Raw genomic sequence first — 15,038 nt, 5'->3', positions numbered from 1 at the left:
TTAATGTTTAAAAAAAACGGGGGCGAACAATCCAGTAAATAGCGCCAGTATATAAGTACTAAAAAAAGGTAATAAAATTACCGGAAAATGCTTCAGTACTAGCGCAAACAATACGATTGTTAGCATAAACTTTAATCCGTTGCCGCGTTTCAACGAGGCATACGCTTGATTTGCTCGGCTTGCACCCATATATCTGAATGCATAAAGCGCAAATACAAAGTGCGGAAGTACTGCTACAGCTCCACCAACAAGTGATGAAAGCCCTGCATTGACTCCCGAACTAAAAAAAATAATTACAGCAGCAACTAATGCTACAACACCCTGAAGGCAAATTAACTTTAATACGGCAAGTCGATATGGACTTGCTAACTTGTCAGTCACGTTTAGTTAACCTTTATTGCGTTCTAATTGTTAGGGTGTGAAAACTGGCGAAATTATACTTAATCCTGCCAGTTTTGCAACTTGAGTAGACGCTTTGTAACACGAAATAGCTACAAATGTCCCTTTTCAGACATGTAATAAATTAATGGTGGGTATTGTCGTGATTGATACGATTTAAAATGCCGTCAAGTTCATCTAAATTAGTATAAGAAATAACAAGCTTACCTTTGCCTTTTTTATTGTAGTTAATCTCAACTTTGGCACCTAGGTTTTCAGCGAGTTGTTGCTCTAACTGCTTAACATCAGGATCTTTTTCGGTTACTTCTTTAGCAGGTACAGGCTCTAAGATAGAACGTACGAGCTTTTCAGTTTCTCGAACGGTTAGTGCTTTAGCAACCGCTAAACGAGCAGCATCTGACTGCGCTTCACCTTCAAGAGCTAACAGACAACGAGCATGGCCCATTTCGATATCGCCATGTTCTAACAGAATTTTTACATCGTTATTTAAATTATTTAAACGCAGTAAATTAGTTACTGTTGTACGTGATTTACCAACGGCATCGGCTACTTGCTGATGTGTTAGTTCAAATTCTATAAGTAAACGATTAAGTGCAACCGCTTCTTCCATAGCATTTAAATCTTCACGCTGAATATTTTCTATCAGTGCAATCGCAACGGCAGCTTCATCAGGTACATCTTTAATAATACAAGGCACTGTTTCAAGCTTAGCTATTTGCGCAGCGCGCCAACGACGCTCACCAGCAATAATTTCGAAGCTATTGTGTGCAATAGGGCGCACAACAATGGGTTGAATAATACCTTGTGAGCGAATAGAACTAGCAAGCTCTTCTAACGCCTCTTCAGACATGTCTTTACGAGGTTGGTATTTACCCGAGTGTAAAAACTCTATTGGGAGTTTTTGTAATTCACTATTATTAGCCGCAGCATTTTGCACAGCCTCAGAAACGTTTGATGTGTCTTGTTCCTTGCTTGGGCTTGGTGCAGGCTTTGACGAACTTAAAAGTGCATCGAGTCCTCGGCCTAAACCTCGTTTTTTAGCAGACATGTTATTTTTTTACCTCAAAGTTAGGCGACAACGGACGCTGTTTTTTCTTTTCTGCGTAACATTTCACCAGCGAGTGCTAAATATGCTTTAGCACCACTTGATGCCCGGTCATAGTACATAGCAGGAGTACCAAAACTAGGTGCCTCCGCTAAACGAACATTACGCGGGATCACCGTACGGTATACCTTATCGCCAAAATGTTGTTTTAATTGTTCTGATACATCATTTGCCAAACGGTTACGCGGGTCGTACATAGTACGAAGTATACCTTCAATTTGTAAGCTAGGATTCACTAACTTAGCAAGTTGCGTAATCGTATCCATTAATGCGGTTAACCCTTCTAGTGCATAATACTCACACTGCATTGGCACTAAAATAGAATCAGCTGCGGCCATTGCGTTAACAGTTAACATATTTAGAGAGGGTGGACAGTCGATAAAAATAAATTCGTACTGGTCCTGAATTTTTTCAAGTGCATTACGTAAACGCACTTCACGGGCAAATAATTCCATCAATTTAACTTCTGCAGCGGTTACATCACCGTTTGCAGCAATCATATGGTATTCGCCAGACGTTTCTTTAATGATAACGTCTTCTATAGGTTTATCTTCAATAAGTAAGTCGTAAATAGTTGGCACGTCGCCATACTTATCTACGCCACTACCCATAGTCGCATTACCTTGCGGATCGAGATCAATTAACAGCACTTTACGTTTCGTTGCAGCCATAGACGCAGCGAGGTTAACAGCGGTTGTAGTTTTACCCACTCCACCTTTTTGATTTGCTAATGCGATGACTTTTGCCACGGTGTCTCTGATCCCTAGTCTTTAGAAAGAATAATTAAATGTCGTTGTGCATCTAAATTAGGTACTTCTAATGCAATTTTTTGCTCAAACTTAACGCCTGCAGGTAGTGACTCTAGCTCTTCGCTAGGGAACACGCCTTTAAGTGCTATAAATTTACCTGAATGATCGATTAAGTGCGAACACCAGTCAACCATATCTTGTAGTGAAGCAAATGCACGACTTAGTACGCCGTCTAATTTAACACTTGGTTGATATTCTTCAACTCTTGACTGAACCGGGGTTACATTATCAAGACCAAGCTCATGTTTAACGTGCATTAAAAATCGCACACGCTTACCTAAGCTATCTAATAACACAAAGTGTGTATTAGGCAATGCTATTGCTAATACGATACCCGGTAAGCCAGGACCCGTACCAACATCAATATAATGATGACCGGGTAAATGAGGTGCAACAACTAAACTGTCCATAATATGCTTAATCATCATTTCTTCAGGTAAGCGTACAGAAGTTAAGTTATAAGCTTTATTCCACTTATTTAATAACTCGACGTAACGAACTAGCTGTTGCTGTTGTTTTTCTGTTAGCGCAATATCAGTTTGCGCTAACAATGTAGTTAATTGTTGCTGTAACACTATGTACCCTTATCGTTACGCAGATTTGCGTAATAAGCCTTGCTTCTTCAGATACACTAATAATAGCGAAATCGCCGCTGGGGTGATACCAGAAATGCGCGATGCTTGACCAATAGTGTCAGGACGCGACTCAATAAGCTTGGCAACTACCTCATTTGACAAACCAGATACGGTTTTATAATCAAACTCTTTTGGTAAAATTGTTTGCTCATGACGAAGCTGTTTGTTGATCTCATCTTGTTGACGCGCAATATAACCTGCGTACTTAGTATGGATCTCAACTTGTTCAAGTGCTGCTTTGTTTGTAAATTCAGATCCTAATCCTTCTATAGCCATAAGATCGTTATAACGAATCTCTGGGCGACGAAGTAATTCTTCTAAACTTGCTTCACGTGTAAGCGGTGTTTTAAGTAATGCATTTACTTGATCTACAACGGCGTGATCTTTATGAATCCACGTATCTTTAATGCGTTGCTTCTCTTTTTCGATTACTTCCATTTTTTCGTTAAATGCCTGCCAGCGTTCGTCATTAACTAAACCTAGTTCACGGCCTTTTTCAGTTAAACGAATATCAGCATTATCTTCACGAAGTAATAAACGGTATTCGGCACGACTGGTAAACATGCGGTATGGTTCTTTTGTACCCAGTGTTGCTAAGTCGTCGATTAATACACCCACGTAAGCTTCATCACGACGTGGTGTCCAAGAGTCTTTACCTTGCACTTTTAGCGCCGCATTCATCCCTGCAATTAAGCCTTGTGCACCCGCTTCTTCATAGCCGGTAGTACCGTTAATTTGACCCGCAAAAAATAAACCTTCAATAAATTTAGTTTCTAAAGATTGTTTTAAATCACGTGGATCAAAGTAATCATATTCAATTGCGTAACCAGGTCGACAAATATGTGCATTTTCAAAACCTGTAATCGATTGCACAATTTCAAGTTGTACATCAAACGGTAAACTAGTCGAAATACCATTTGGGTATAATTCGTATGATGTTAAACCTTCAGGCTCAACAAATATTTGATGTTTATCTTTATCTGCAAAACGAACAATTTTATCTTCAATTGAAGGGCAGTATCGTGGACCAATACCTTCAATAACACCTGAGTACATAGGTGAGCGATGTAAGTTTTTACGAATAACATCATGTGTTTTTTCGTTTGTGTAAGTTATGTAACACGGTATCTGTTGTGGGTGATCTGATTGTTTACCCATAAACGAAAACACAGGAGTTGGTGTATCACCTGGCTGTGCTTCCATTTTTGTAAAATCAACAGTACGTGCATCAATACGTGGAGGTGTACCTGTTTTTAAACGATCCACTCTAAATGGATGTTCACGTAAGCGATCAGCTAAAGCGATTGAAGGAGGATCGCCTGCACGACCGCCTTTATAATTTTCTAAACCAATATGAATTAAGCCGCCTAAAAAAGTACCCACGGTTAAAACAACACTTGGTGCACTAAAACGTAAACCCATTTGAGTTACTACGCCAGTAACACGATCGTTTTCAACAATAAGATCATCACATGATTGTTGAAAAATCTTAAGGTTATCTTGGTTTTGTAATGTTGTTTGAATAGCCGCTTTGTACAAAGCGCGATCTGCTTGTGCTCGAGTAGCACGAACAGCAGGTCCTTTTGAAGAATTTAGTGTACGAAATTGGATCCCGCCTTTATCAATGGCCTGTGCCATTGCACCACCAAGAGCGTCGATCTCTTTTACCAAATGACCTTTGCCAATCCCACCAATTGCTGGGTTGCAAGACATTTGACCAAGGGTATCCATATTGTGAGTCAGTAGCAGGGTATTCATCCCCATACGGGCAGCTGCTAATGCGGCTTCAGTGCCAGCATGTCCACCACCTACTACGATAACGTCAAAATTTTCGTGAAAAATCATTAATGGGATCCTACTTAAATCAAACCGGTAAACTTCAAAAGGGAGCGTATTCTACCTAGAAATTGGCAGAAGATAAATGATTAAACAAAGGGCAAGATCTAAGTATGTGATCTCTAATAATATAAAGGATCTTTTAAAGAGATCTTTTATTACTATTACTACTACTGATCGACTTTTCTGTTGATAAGGTTTAGATCTTCATTTAAAACATGAAATTAGATCAGATCTAAAGGTGTTAATATGATCGGATCATCCAGCAAATAAGCTCTGATCAAAAAGGCACTTTATGCACAGGGTTGAATCAGTTGGATCTTATCCAATGGATAAGCATGCTTTAAAACGCAGTTTATTCAATCTTTATCCACAAAACCTAGTAAATTATTAGTAAATTGTGGGTAACTTTATATATAACTTTTTACTTGATCTATCTATTTTATGCCTGTTTGAGCTATCCAAGAGTCTAACCATGTTAATGCAGTGTCTTCTGGTAGTGCTTCATCGAGAATATTAAGCTCTAAACGTTCTGCTACTTTTATAGCGCCTTTTTGAGTTAATAAGGCATCTATATTACGTCCTGCTAGGTTATAAGTGTCATAACTAGTGTCGCCTAAAGCTATTACTGAATATTTTAATTCAGATAAATCATCTGCTTGAGTTACATCTTCAACAAAACTAATAAGATTTTCAGGGTAATCACCTGCACCATAAGTTGATGTGCAGATTAACCAAATGGTATTTTGCTGATCAATATCGCTAAATTCAGGTTGATCATGTAGTTGCGTAGTAATACCAAGGTTATTAAGCGCGTCGCTTAATTGCTCTGCAACATACTCGGCTGATCCCATTTGGCTGCCGACAATAAGATTTACTGAACTCATGAATATTAGTGATCACATTGGTTTTAATTGCCGCCTATGATAACTGAGTGAGGATAACAGTAAAGTTAAGAGTGCTTTTTTGTATAACTATTTTTGCGGTAATTTTACACTCATTCAAAATTGTGTCTTTAAGTTGTTGATAATATAGTGTTTAACAAATTATCTTTAAATGTAATCTTCTGATCAAGTTGTTGATAACGGTGGGGAAAGCTCTGCTTAAACTGATTTTTTAGGTTGTTTTATATTCGCTAAGTTATTGATATTACTTGTCAGTAAAGAATTAAATTGTAAATATCTTAATTAAAAATACATGTTGATCATAATGTGGATATAAAGCCTGTTGATAACCTTAAATTTAGATCGAAAATAATTTTTAAAAATGATCTAATAAAGGAGATCTAATGAAATTAATTAAAAATAAGTTCATAAATAGATAAATTACAATTGATCATGAGGTTTTTGCAGCTGATTTACCTAGTTTTGGTATTTATTTGAGCTGAAAATTAGGTATTGTGGATAAGTGATCTCGGTATTTTTAATTTTATGCGAATTTAGAGCTGCTATTTTTATTAATTTTGCTGGTGGAGTAAGCAGATCAAAAGTTTTGAATACTTAGCAGTTGAGTTATTTTATTTAAAAATCACAGTGATTATCAAATTATATGTTGTCAAAAGTAAGCTTTTTAGAGTACTAATCAGTGTTTTTTAGCTCTTTAATTGAGCGAATAGCATCATTTTTTGCGTGTATGAGGTGTGCTTTAGTGCATTTTTGTGAGCTAAAGTAAGTATAAGGAAGCCATTTATAACTACTTTTTGTATGACATATAACGCTATTAAAGCGCGCGGTTGTTTGAAAAGGCATTGGTTTTAGTCTTAATAATAGGTGTAATTTGTGCTATTAATTCCCCCAATAAGCATTCTTATTATTGTGTAATCTATATAATCTGACCTCTCTTAGCACGTAACAAAGGTAGTTTTAGATATGATTTTATTGGCAGTAATTTGCAGGCATCAGGTGTACAAATACATATTTTACAGCTGAATATTTTACATAAAAAAAGAGCACCTAAGTGCTCTTATAATAAAAATATATCTGTAATAGGGTGTTTATTTACCAATACAAAACGAGCTAAATATTTTGCCAAGTAGGTCGTCTGAGGTAAATTCACCGGTTATTTCATTCAAATACTGCTGTGTTAAACGCAGTTCTTCAGCGAGTATTTCACCAGCAATGTGCATTTCTAATTGTGTTTTACCCGTTTCTAAATGATACGCAGCACTTTCTAGTGCATCTAAATGACGACGGCGCGCCATAAAGCCACCTTCTGTTGCGCCTTGAAAGCCTATACACGCTTTTAAATGCTCGCGAACAAGTTCAATACCGTCAGCATTTTTAGCACTTAAGCTGATTACCGGGTATTGTTGCTCTTGCTCCATTCCGACTATGTCGCCCGATAAATCAGCTTTATTTCTGATGACCGTAACCCCCATACCTTCTGGTAATTTTGCCATAAATTCAGGCCAAATTTTGTGCGGGTCAGTATCTATAGTGTCAGTGCCATCAAGCATAAATAAAACGCGGTCGGCTTGGTTTATTTCATCCCATGCACGCTCAATACCTATTTGTTCTACTCTGTCTGGGCTTTCACGTAGGCCTGCTGTATCTATAATATGCAGTGGCATACCGTCTATATGTATATGCTCTCTTAGTACGTCGCGAGTGGTACCGGCTATTTCTGTTACGATTGCGGCTTCACGACCGGCTAGAGCGTTAAGCAGGCTTGATTTACCCGCATTAGGGCGACCTGCAATAACAACACGCATACCTTCGCGCATGATGCTGCCTTGCTTGGCTTGGTTGGTTACAGTGTTAAGCTGAGTAATAATCGCGTCTAAGTCGCCTGACACTTTACCATCTGATAAAAAATCAATTTCTTCATCAGGAAAGTCTATTGCCGCTTCTACATACATACGTAAGTGAATTACTTTTTCTACGAGTGTTTCTATGTGTTTAGAAAATTCACCTTGGAGAGACTGTAGGGCGCTTTTAGCGGCTTGCTCGCTGGTAGCATTAATTAAGTCGGCGATGGCTTCTGCTTGTGTTAAATCAAGCTTGTCATTCATAAATGCGCGCTCTGAGAACTCACCAGGCTTTGCTAAACGAACGCCCTCTATTTTACTAATTTCTTTAAGTAACATATCCAGTACTACAGGACCGCCGTGGCCTTGTAATTCAAGTACGTCTTCACCAGTAAATGAGTTAGGACCTGCAAAGTAAATGGCAATACCTTGATCAAGTTGCTCGCCAGCAAGGCTTTTAAATGGCACATAATCGGCGTAGCGAACTTTAGGTATTTTACCTACTACTTTTTCAGCGACACTTTTAGCAAGGCTACCTGAAACGCGAATAATACCAACACCACCACGTCCAGGTGCTGTTGCTTGTGCTGCAATTGTATCTTGATTGATCATGCTATTAATTTGCCAACGATGAGTAAGTTTATGCCCGTATTGTAACCTATCGATTTATTTGTAGCGAATAGCTGTGGTGAAAAACAGGCAATAAAAAAGGCGACCGAAGTCGCCTTTATATAAGTAGGAGCTTAGTTAGCCTCTTACTTTAATTCCTTTCTTTTCCATGCCACGGTAGATGATTAACATCTGGACAATAGAAATAAGGTTAGACACTAACCAGTAAAGAACTAAACCAGATGGGAACCATAAGAAGAATACAGAGAAGATAACCGGCATAAAGGTCATCATTTTTTGCTGCATTGGATCAGTAACCGTCATAGGTTGTAGCTTTTGCGTCACAAACATACTCGCACCAAATAATATTGGTAGTACGTAGTACGGGTCTTGTGCAGAAAGGTCAGTTAACCAAAAAATGAATTCAGCATGGCGAAGTTCAGTAGACTCTAAGAATACGTAGAACAAGGCTAAGAAAATTGGCATTTGTAGCAAAATAGGGAAACAGCCACCCATTGGGTTAACTTTTTCTTTTTTGTACATTTCCATTGTTGCTTGGCCGAACTTTTGACGGTCATCACCAAACTTTTCTTTAAGGGCTGCCATTTTAGGCTGTAGGGCACGCATTTTTGCCATTGAAGTGTATTGCGCTTTAGTAAGTGGGTACATTAACGATTTTACGATAATAGTGATGGCAATAATTGCTACACCCCAGTTACCTAAAATGCTGTGTAGCCATTTTAGCAATACAAATAAAGGTTGCGAAATAAACCATAACCAACCGTAATCTACAGTTAGGTCTAGGTCTGGGTGAATAGCTTCAAGAATATCTGACTCTTTCGGGCCCATATAATAAGTAGCAGTTAGTATTTGCTCACTACCAGCTTGAATATTTACAGCAGGGTCTTTAGCACCAATAATAGCGGCATTACTTTTTGTAATTAAGCTATAAATTGTATTTGATTGATCTTGCATTGGAACCCAAGCACTTACAAAGTAATGCTGAATAAAGGCAACATAACCACCTTGTGTACTTTTATTTAGGTTTTTGTCAGCCATATCTGAAAAACTATACTTTTCGTAAGGTTCTTCATCAGTACCGTATGCAGCACCTAAATAGTTTTGATCAACCATGCTGCCTTTTTCTTGTACGGTACGCTTAATTTGCGTGTATAGCTGTACTTGAAGTGGTGTGCTTGTTGTATTGTTAACTTTGTATTCTAAACCAACATCATATTGACCTTTTTTGAATACGTACGTCTTAGTAAAGTTAACACCATTACTATCAGTAAACTGAAGTGGAACGCGAAGCTCATCACCCGTTAAGGTATATGTTTTTTGTTCGGTACTATAAGTAGGGCGACCATTAGCTGATGCATCAGGGCCATTTAAGCCAATTAAGCCACTTTGTGAAAAGTATTGTCTACCTTCAATAAGCTCACCAAGAAGCATATAAGGTGTGTCGCTACCTTTGGTATCTTCATACTGAAGAAGATCTGCTTCAACAATATCACCGCCTTTGGTGTCAATTTTAACTTTAAAAACGTCAGTAGTGATATTAATTACAGAACGTTTAGCTAAAGTTGCTGAAGCGGGTAAACCTGAATCTGACGATGAAGGGATATAATCATCCGACTCTGGTGAATTTGCTTGTAGTGTTTGTGTTGTGGCACTTGGATCGACTTTAGGCTTGTTGTAATCATTATCCCATTCTTGGAACAATAAAAACGACACTAGCATTAGGCCAATTAATAAAAACGTGCGTTGCGATTCCATAACAGCTCTTATTTCTCGTGTTGGTGGTTAATATGGGTTAATTTTTCAGGGACGGGGTCTTCTCCACCTGAATGTAAAGGATGGCATTTTAATATGCGTTTTAAAGCTAACCAACTACCTTTTATAAATCCATGCAAATTAATTGCTTGAATTGCATAATGTGAGCAGCTTGGATTAAAACGACAATGCGGACCTAACAGCGGGCTAATCCACTTTTGATAACCGCGGATAAATAACACTAAACAAAACCTCGGTAAAGCAACAAGTGGTTTAAGTAACCTCATGATGTTTATGCCCCTACTTAAGTTTAGTGAGATAGATATCATGTATTTAAAGACTCAATTAGAAAATTTAAATGCATGATTAAAAGGTGAGCTAAAGATACATTAATTAACCCTGCAATTCTATTGCAATTAGGTTTGTTTATTAGATTTAGCTGATTTGTTTGGGCGTTTCTTAAAAGGTGGCGGTTTAGGTGCACCTGGTTTACAGCGTTCGTTAATTTTTCGCCATAATTTAGTAAGTTGTTTGGTTATTTCTTCATTAGACTGTTCATCAATACCATTTTTAACCATAAGCACAATATCAATATTATCGATGCTGTGTTGATTTAAACGAAAACTTTCGCGAGCAAGACGTTTAATACGGTTTCGTTGGCATGCCTTTTTTACACGTTTTTTAGCAACAGTAAGACCTAACCGAGGTTTATCTTGGTCATTTGGTTTAGCTAATAGAGTAAAGAAAGGAGTTGCAGCCCGAGCGGGTTCATTAAATATGCGAGAGTAATGCGAGGGAGTTAACAGACGTAACTCCCTGCCAAAGCTAAAGTCTTCCACTTATAAATTAAGCAGAAAGAACTTTGCGGCCTTTAGCGCGGCGACGTGCTAATACTTTACGGCCATTTACAGTTGCCATGCGAGCACGGAAGCCGTGTGCACGTTTGCGTTTTAAAACGCTAGGTTGAAAAGTTCTTTTCATAACAATCTCATCCGATCGGTTAAAGTTAAAACATCCTATACAGGTCGCGATCCTGGCATAGGTGCCATTGCGAGCGCGAGATATTATAGAGTAAGTAATGTAAAGTCAATCATAATTACGTTAAGGGTATATAACCCACCTACTACTATATAAGAGATCATATAAGGCGATCGGTTAGGATCATCATAAATAAGAAGTTTTCCACAGCCCCTGTATAAAAAGTGAATAAAAGCGGGGGAAAAGTAAATTGGATCGTAAATTTGGTTCGCGATCTTGGTGTTATTTTGTTATGATCTCCTCTCAGGATCTAAAATAAAAACTGTTTTAAATCAGTTTGTTAATGATTTTATACATCGATATCAACAATTTTACAAAAATCAATCTTTTACTTGTGGATAAAGTGCCTTCATAATACGCGGTCTTGGGTCGCTTATTGGACCATTTGAACGCAATAAATGTATGATTTATAATCATTAATGATGTGCGGGAATAAAAATTATATCTCTGGGAGTTTAACTGTGTATCTGTCGGTTTGGCAAAGTTGTTTATATGTATTGCAAGATGAGCTGCCTTCGCAGCAATTCAGTATGTGGGTAAGACCGCTACAAGCAGAAAGTACCGAAGATACCTTGACGATTTATGCACCTAATCGCTTTGTGCTTGATTGGGTGAGAGAAAAGTACCTAAATAGAATTAACGAATTACTAGTAGAAATTTGTGGTGTTGAAGCCCCAAAACTACGTTTTGATGTAGGTAGTAAACCTTTATTAAATGCACAAGCTGCACCGGTTATAGAAACTCAATCGGCACCAAGTGCACACGCTTCAGCAAAACAACAGCCTCGCGAGCAAAAGCCAGTTGTTGAACCTGCACCTAAGTCAGGTTACAAATCTAACATTAAAGAAAACTATACTTTTGATAGCTTTGTTGAAGGTAAATCAAACCAATTAGCAAAAGCTGCGGCCACACAGGTTGCCGACAATCCTGGCTCTGCTTTTAATCCTGTATTTATATACGGTGGCACTGGTTTAGGTAAAACTCACTTATTACATGCGGTAGGTAATGGCATTATGGCAAATAAGCCAGATGCTAAAATTGTTTACATGCATTCAGAACGCTTTGTTCAAGACATGGTAAAGGCACTTCAAAATAATGCGATAGAAGAATTTAAGCGTTATTACCGCAGTGTTGATGCATTAATGATTGATGATATTCAATTTTTTGCTAACAAAGAGCGTTCACAAGAAGAGTTTTTTCATACCTTTAATGCATTGCTCGAAGGTAACCAACAAATTATTTTAACCTCTGACCGTTACCCTAAAGAGATTGAAGGCGTTGAAGACAGGCTTAAATCACGTTTTGGTTGGGGATTAACAATCGCGATAGAGCCACCAGAGCTTGAAACGCGCGTTGCTATTTTGATGAAAAAAGCCCAGCAAAGTAAGATTAACTTACCACACGAAGTTGCCTTTTTTATTGCCAAAAAATTACGCTCGAACGTACGTGAATTAGAAGGTGCACTTAACCGTGTAATTGCTAACGCTAACTTTACGGGTCGTCCGATTTCTATCGATTTTGTAAAAGAAGCGCTACGCGATTTACTTGCCTTGCAAGATAAACTGGTTACCATAGACAATATTCAGCGCACCGTTGCTGAGTACTATCGAATTCGTATATCAGATCTGTTATCTAAGCGCCGCAGCCGCTCTATAGCGAGGCCGCGCCAAGTAGCTATGGCATTATCTAAAGAATTAACTAATCACAGCTTACCTGAGATTGGTGACGCATTTGGTGGACGCGATCATACGACCGTATTACATGCATGTCGTAAGATAAAATCACTACGTGACGAAAGCCACGAAATTAAAGAAGATTACCAAAACTTAATAAGAACATTGTCATCTTAGGGCTGACTTTATTATGCAAATAACAATATCAAGACAACAATTTTTAAAGCCATTGGTGCAAGTGTCGGGCGCAATAGAGCGCAAACACACGTTGCCAATTTTATCTAACGTTTTGTTAGTGGTAGAAAACGGACAACTTTCAATGACGGGTACTGACCTTGAAATTGAATTAGTTTCTGGCGTATTTGTAGGTGATGATATTGCCGATACAAAACTAACGTTACCCGCTAAAAAGTTACTCGATATTTGTAAAAGTCTACCAGACGGTTCGGACATTACTTTAAGCTTGCAAGAGCACCAGTTACTTTTGACCAGTGGTAAAAGCCGTTTTTCATTAACGACTTTATCTGCTGATGATTTTCCTAATTTAGAAGAGTGGGACGGAGAAGTTGAATTTCAACTTACTCGCTTAGAGTTACGTAAGTTACTCGAAAGCACGCATTTTTCAATGGCAAATCAAGACGTACGTTATTACCTAAATGGTATGTCGTTTGAAGTAGATAATACCGATATAAAAACAGTAGCAACAGATGGTCACCGTTTAGCTATAGCGCAAAAGCAATTAACGCAATCGCTTAATACTCAACGCCAATTAATTATACCTCGCAAAGGTGTGCAAGAAATTATGCGTCTTATGGTCGCTGATGACGAATTGGTAACAATTCAGTTTGGTGCCAACCATATTCGTATTATCGATCTTGAGTTTACATTTACAAGTAAACTAGTTGATGGACGCTTTCCTGATTACCGTCGTGTATTACCGCGCGGTGGCGACAAAGTAATTACAGCTAACCGCGAATGGTTACGTAATGCGTTTCAACGTGTGTCTATTTTATCGAATGAAAAGTTTCGTGGTGTACGCTTAAACTTATCAAACGGCTTATTAAAAATTACGGCCAACAACCCAGAGCAAGAACAAGCTGAAGAAGTTGTTGAAGTAAGTTATGAAGGCGCAGACCTAGAAATAGGGTTTAACGTGTCTTACGTATTAGACGTACTTAACACTCTAAAAACAGAAGACGTACTATTTACATTAGCTGACTCAAATAGCAGTGCCTTAATTGAAGGTGCAGGCGATGAAGAAGCAATGTACGTTGTTATGCCTATGCGTTTATAAGACTATAAATACATAATGAGCTTAAGTCATTTGAGCCTCAAATATTTTCGTAATATTGAGGCGCTGACGCTAGAACCAGTTAACGGCGTTAATATAATATATGGTGAAAACGGCAGCGGAAAAACCAGCCTTTTAGAGGCTATCTATTACCTTTCTCACGGCAAATCTTTTCGTACTCCAAAACACAAAAGTATTATCGCGCATCAGCAAGAGCAGTTTGTAATTCACGGGCGCAAAACAATACACGACTTATCTATTCCAATTGGTATTAGTAAAACCCAAACGGGTGAAACTAATTTAAAAATTCAAGGTAAGGCGAGCCGTAAAATATCCGAACTAGCTCAACTCATGCCAGTGCAAATTATTACACCAGAGAGCTATTCTTTATTTTTTGGTGGGCCTAAAGAGCGCAGAAAATTTTTAGATTTAGGTTTGTTCCACGTGGAACATGAGTTCTTTTTTTTATGGCAATCGTTCAATAAAGTACTTAAACAACGTAATGCATTGTTAAAAACTAAGCCCAAGAATTATTTTGACCAAATTAAGTTTTGGGACAAAGAATTTGTTAGACTGGCTGAAGAAATAAATAAATTAAGATTGGCGTATATAAGTAGGTTTAAGCAGCAATTTTTTGATAAAATGTGTGCAGAATTAACGCTTGTACGTGATTTAGAAATGACCTTTAACGCAGGTTGGAAAGAGACCGAATCTCTTGCAGATGCGTTAGAGCAAAACTTTGAGCGAGATGCTCGCCAAGGGTTTACAAGTAAAGGCCCTCATAAGGCTGATTTTAGTTTTAGTGTCGCTGGCAACAGTGTAGAGAATACGTTCTCACGCGGTCAATTAAAGTTACTATTGTATGCGTTAAAAGTTACGCAAAATAGCTTAATTGAGTCAGAGACAGATAAGCAATCTATATTGCTAATAGATGATCTACCTTCAGAGTTAGGCGAAGATACAAAAGAGAAAGTGGGTCAATTACTTGCTCACTGTAGTTCTCAAATTTTTATCTCTTCAATTTTGTCTGAAAGTATTTCTGCTGTGGTGGAACCCATGCAACGAGAACTACAAATGTTCCACGTGAAACATGGCAACCTAATAACAAGATAAGTGGGATTAAC

At 38.1% G+C, this 15,038-nt stretch carries 14 protein-coding genes; 3 read left to right on the top strand and 11 right to left on the bottom strand.

Translation table 11 applies throughout. The features are described 5' to 3' along the window. From I6F45_RS18545 to rpmH, 11 genes are all read right to left on the bottom strand, one after another. Complete coding sequence (locus tag I6F45_RS18545) at positions 1 to 381, bottom strand: ATP synthase subunit I (protein WP_165729265.1); 381 nt, start codon at positions 379 to 381, stop codon at positions 1 to 3. A gap of 142 nt (positions 382 to 523) precedes the next feature. Continuing rightward, positions 524 to 1,447, bottom strand: coding sequence for a ParB/RepB/Spo0J family partition protein (locus tag I6F45_RS18540; RefSeq protein WP_165729267.1), 924 nt, complete (start codon positions 1,445 to 1,447; stop codon positions 524 to 526). A 20-nt stretch (positions 1,448 to 1,467) separates the two neighbouring features. Beyond that, positions 1,468 to 2,253, bottom strand: a complete 786-nt coding sequence (locus I6F45_RS18535) for a ParA family protein (RefSeq protein WP_004335235.1) — start codon at positions 2,251 to 2,253, stop codon at positions 1,468 to 1,470. A 14-nt stretch (positions 2,254 to 2,267) separates the two neighbouring features. Next, positions 2,268 to 2,888 (bottom strand): 16S rRNA (guanine(527)-N(7))-methyltransferase RsmG, encoded by a 621-nt coding sequence (gene rsmG / locus I6F45_RS18530; RefSeq protein WP_007585988.1) that lies wholly within the window; start codon positions 2,886 to 2,888, stop codon positions 2,268 to 2,270. Positions 2,889 to 2,903: 15 nt separating this feature from the next. Next, positions 2,904 to 4,793, bottom strand: coding sequence for a tRNA uridine-5-carboxymethylaminomethyl(34) synthesis enzyme MnmG (mnmG, locus tag I6F45_RS18525; RefSeq protein WP_007585991.1), 1,890 nt, complete (start codon positions 4,791 to 4,793; stop codon positions 2,904 to 2,906). 428 nt (positions 4,794 to 5,221) lie between these two features. Next, positions 5,222 to 5,671 (bottom strand): FMN-binding protein MioC, encoded by a 450-nt coding sequence (gene mioC / locus I6F45_RS18520; RefSeq protein WP_024591277.1) that lies wholly within the window; start codon positions 5,669 to 5,671, stop codon positions 5,222 to 5,224. 1,106 nt (positions 5,672 to 6,777) lie between these two features. Next, on the bottom strand, positions 6,778 to 8,142 hold the full coding sequence (mnmE, locus tag I6F45_RS18515; protein WP_007584209.1) for a tRNA uridine-5-carboxymethylaminomethyl(34) synthesis GTPase MnmE: 1,365 nt from the start codon (positions 8,140 to 8,142) through the stop codon (positions 6,778 to 6,780). Positions 8,143 to 8,277: 135 nt separating this feature from the next. Beyond that, entirely contained in the window at positions 8,278 to 9,915 is a 1,638-nt protein-coding gene (yidC, locus tag I6F45_RS18510) for a membrane protein insertase YidC (RefSeq protein WP_165729273.1), read from the bottom strand. Positions 9,916 to 9,923: 8 nt separating this feature from the next. Continuing rightward, positions 9,924 to 10,199, bottom strand: coding sequence for a membrane protein insertion efficiency factor YidD (yidD, locus tag I6F45_RS18505; protein ID WP_165729274.1), 276 nt, complete (start codon positions 10,197 to 10,199; stop codon positions 9,924 to 9,926). Positions 10,200 to 10,328: 129 nt separating this feature from the next. After that, a complete protein-coding gene (rnpA, locus tag I6F45_RS18500; RefSeq protein WP_007377653.1) occupies positions 10,329 to 10,751 on the bottom strand; it encodes a ribonuclease P protein component in 423 nt (140 codons plus the stop codon). 7 nt (positions 10,752 to 10,758) lie between these two features. Continuing rightward, the gene (gene rpmH / locus I6F45_RS18495) at positions 10,759 to 10,893 is read right to left on the bottom strand and encodes a 50S ribosomal protein L34 (RefSeq protein ID WP_004335215.1); all 135 of its coding nucleotides are present in this window, start codon (positions 10,891 to 10,893) and stop codon (positions 10,759 to 10,761) included. A 518-nt stretch (positions 10,894 to 11,411) separates the two neighbouring features. Here rpmH and dnaA point away from each other — a divergent pair. From dnaA to recF, 3 genes are read left to right on the top strand one after another with little or no spacing between them, the layout of a single operon-like run. After that, positions 11,412 to 12,800: a chromosomal replication initiator protein DnaA gene (gene dnaA, locus I6F45_RS18490; protein ID WP_010555148.1), complete on the top strand. Its 1,389-nt coding sequence runs from the start codon at positions 11,412 to 11,414 to the stop codon at positions 12,798 to 12,800. A gap of 13 nt (positions 12,801 to 12,813) precedes the next feature. Then, complete coding sequence (gene dnaN, locus I6F45_RS18485; RefSeq protein WP_024599960.1) at positions 12,814 to 13,917, top strand: DNA polymerase III subunit beta; 1,104 nt, start codon at positions 12,814 to 12,816, stop codon at positions 13,915 to 13,917. Positions 13,918 to 13,932: 15 nt separating this feature from the next. Next, positions 13,933 to 15,027, top strand: a complete 1,095-nt coding sequence (recF, locus tag I6F45_RS18480) for a DNA replication/repair protein RecF (RefSeq protein ID WP_008138030.1) — start codon at positions 13,933 to 13,935, stop codon at positions 15,025 to 15,027. The last annotated feature ends 11 nt before the right edge of the window (positions 15,028 to 15,038 follow it).

This window comes from Pseudoalteromonas sp. SWYJZ19 (genome assembly GCF_015864375.1).
GTDB classification, from domain to species: Bacteria; Pseudomonadota; Gammaproteobacteria; order Enterobacterales; family Alteromonadaceae; genus Pseudoalteromonas; species Pseudoalteromonas arctica.
The sequence above is the reverse complement of the archived record's forward strand: the minus strand, read 5'-3'. Positions and strand labels throughout refer to the sequence as shown.

Excerpts from the sequence above, each read along its gene's own strand:
- I6F45_RS18540 (WP_165729267.1), bottom strand. The coding sequence starts at position 1,447 with ATGTCTGCTAAAAAACGAGGTTTAGGCCGAGGACTCGATGCACTTTTA.
- mnmG (WP_007585991.1), bottom strand. The coding sequence starts at position 4,793 with ATGATTTTTCACGAAAATTTTGACGTTATCGTAGTAGGTGGTGGACAT.
- mioC (WP_024591277.1), bottom strand. The coding sequence starts at position 5,671 with ATGAGTTCAGTAAATCTTATTGTCGGCAGCCAAATGGGATCAGCCGAG.
- mnmE (WP_007584209.1), bottom strand. The coding sequence starts at position 8,142 with ATGATCAATCAAGATACAATTGCAGCACAAGCAACAGCACCTGGACGT.
- yidC (WP_165729273.1), bottom strand. The coding sequence starts at position 9,915 with ATGGAATCGCAACGCACGTTTTTATTAATTGGCCTAATGCTAGTGTCG.
- yidD (WP_165729274.1), bottom strand. The coding sequence starts at position 10,199 with ATGAGGTTACTTAAACCACTTGTTGCTTTACCGAGGTTTTGTTTAGTG.
- rpmH (WP_004335215.1), bottom strand. The coding sequence starts at position 10,893 with ATGAAAAGAACTTTTCAACCTAGCGTTTTAAAACGCAAACGTGCACAC.
- dnaN (WP_024599960.1), top strand. The coding sequence starts at position 12,814 with ATGCAAATAACAATATCAAGACAACAATTTTTAAAGCCATTGGTGCAA.
- recF (WP_008138030.1), top strand. The coding sequence starts at position 13,933 with ATGAGCTTAAGTCATTTGAGCCTCAAATATTTTCGTAATATTGAGGCG.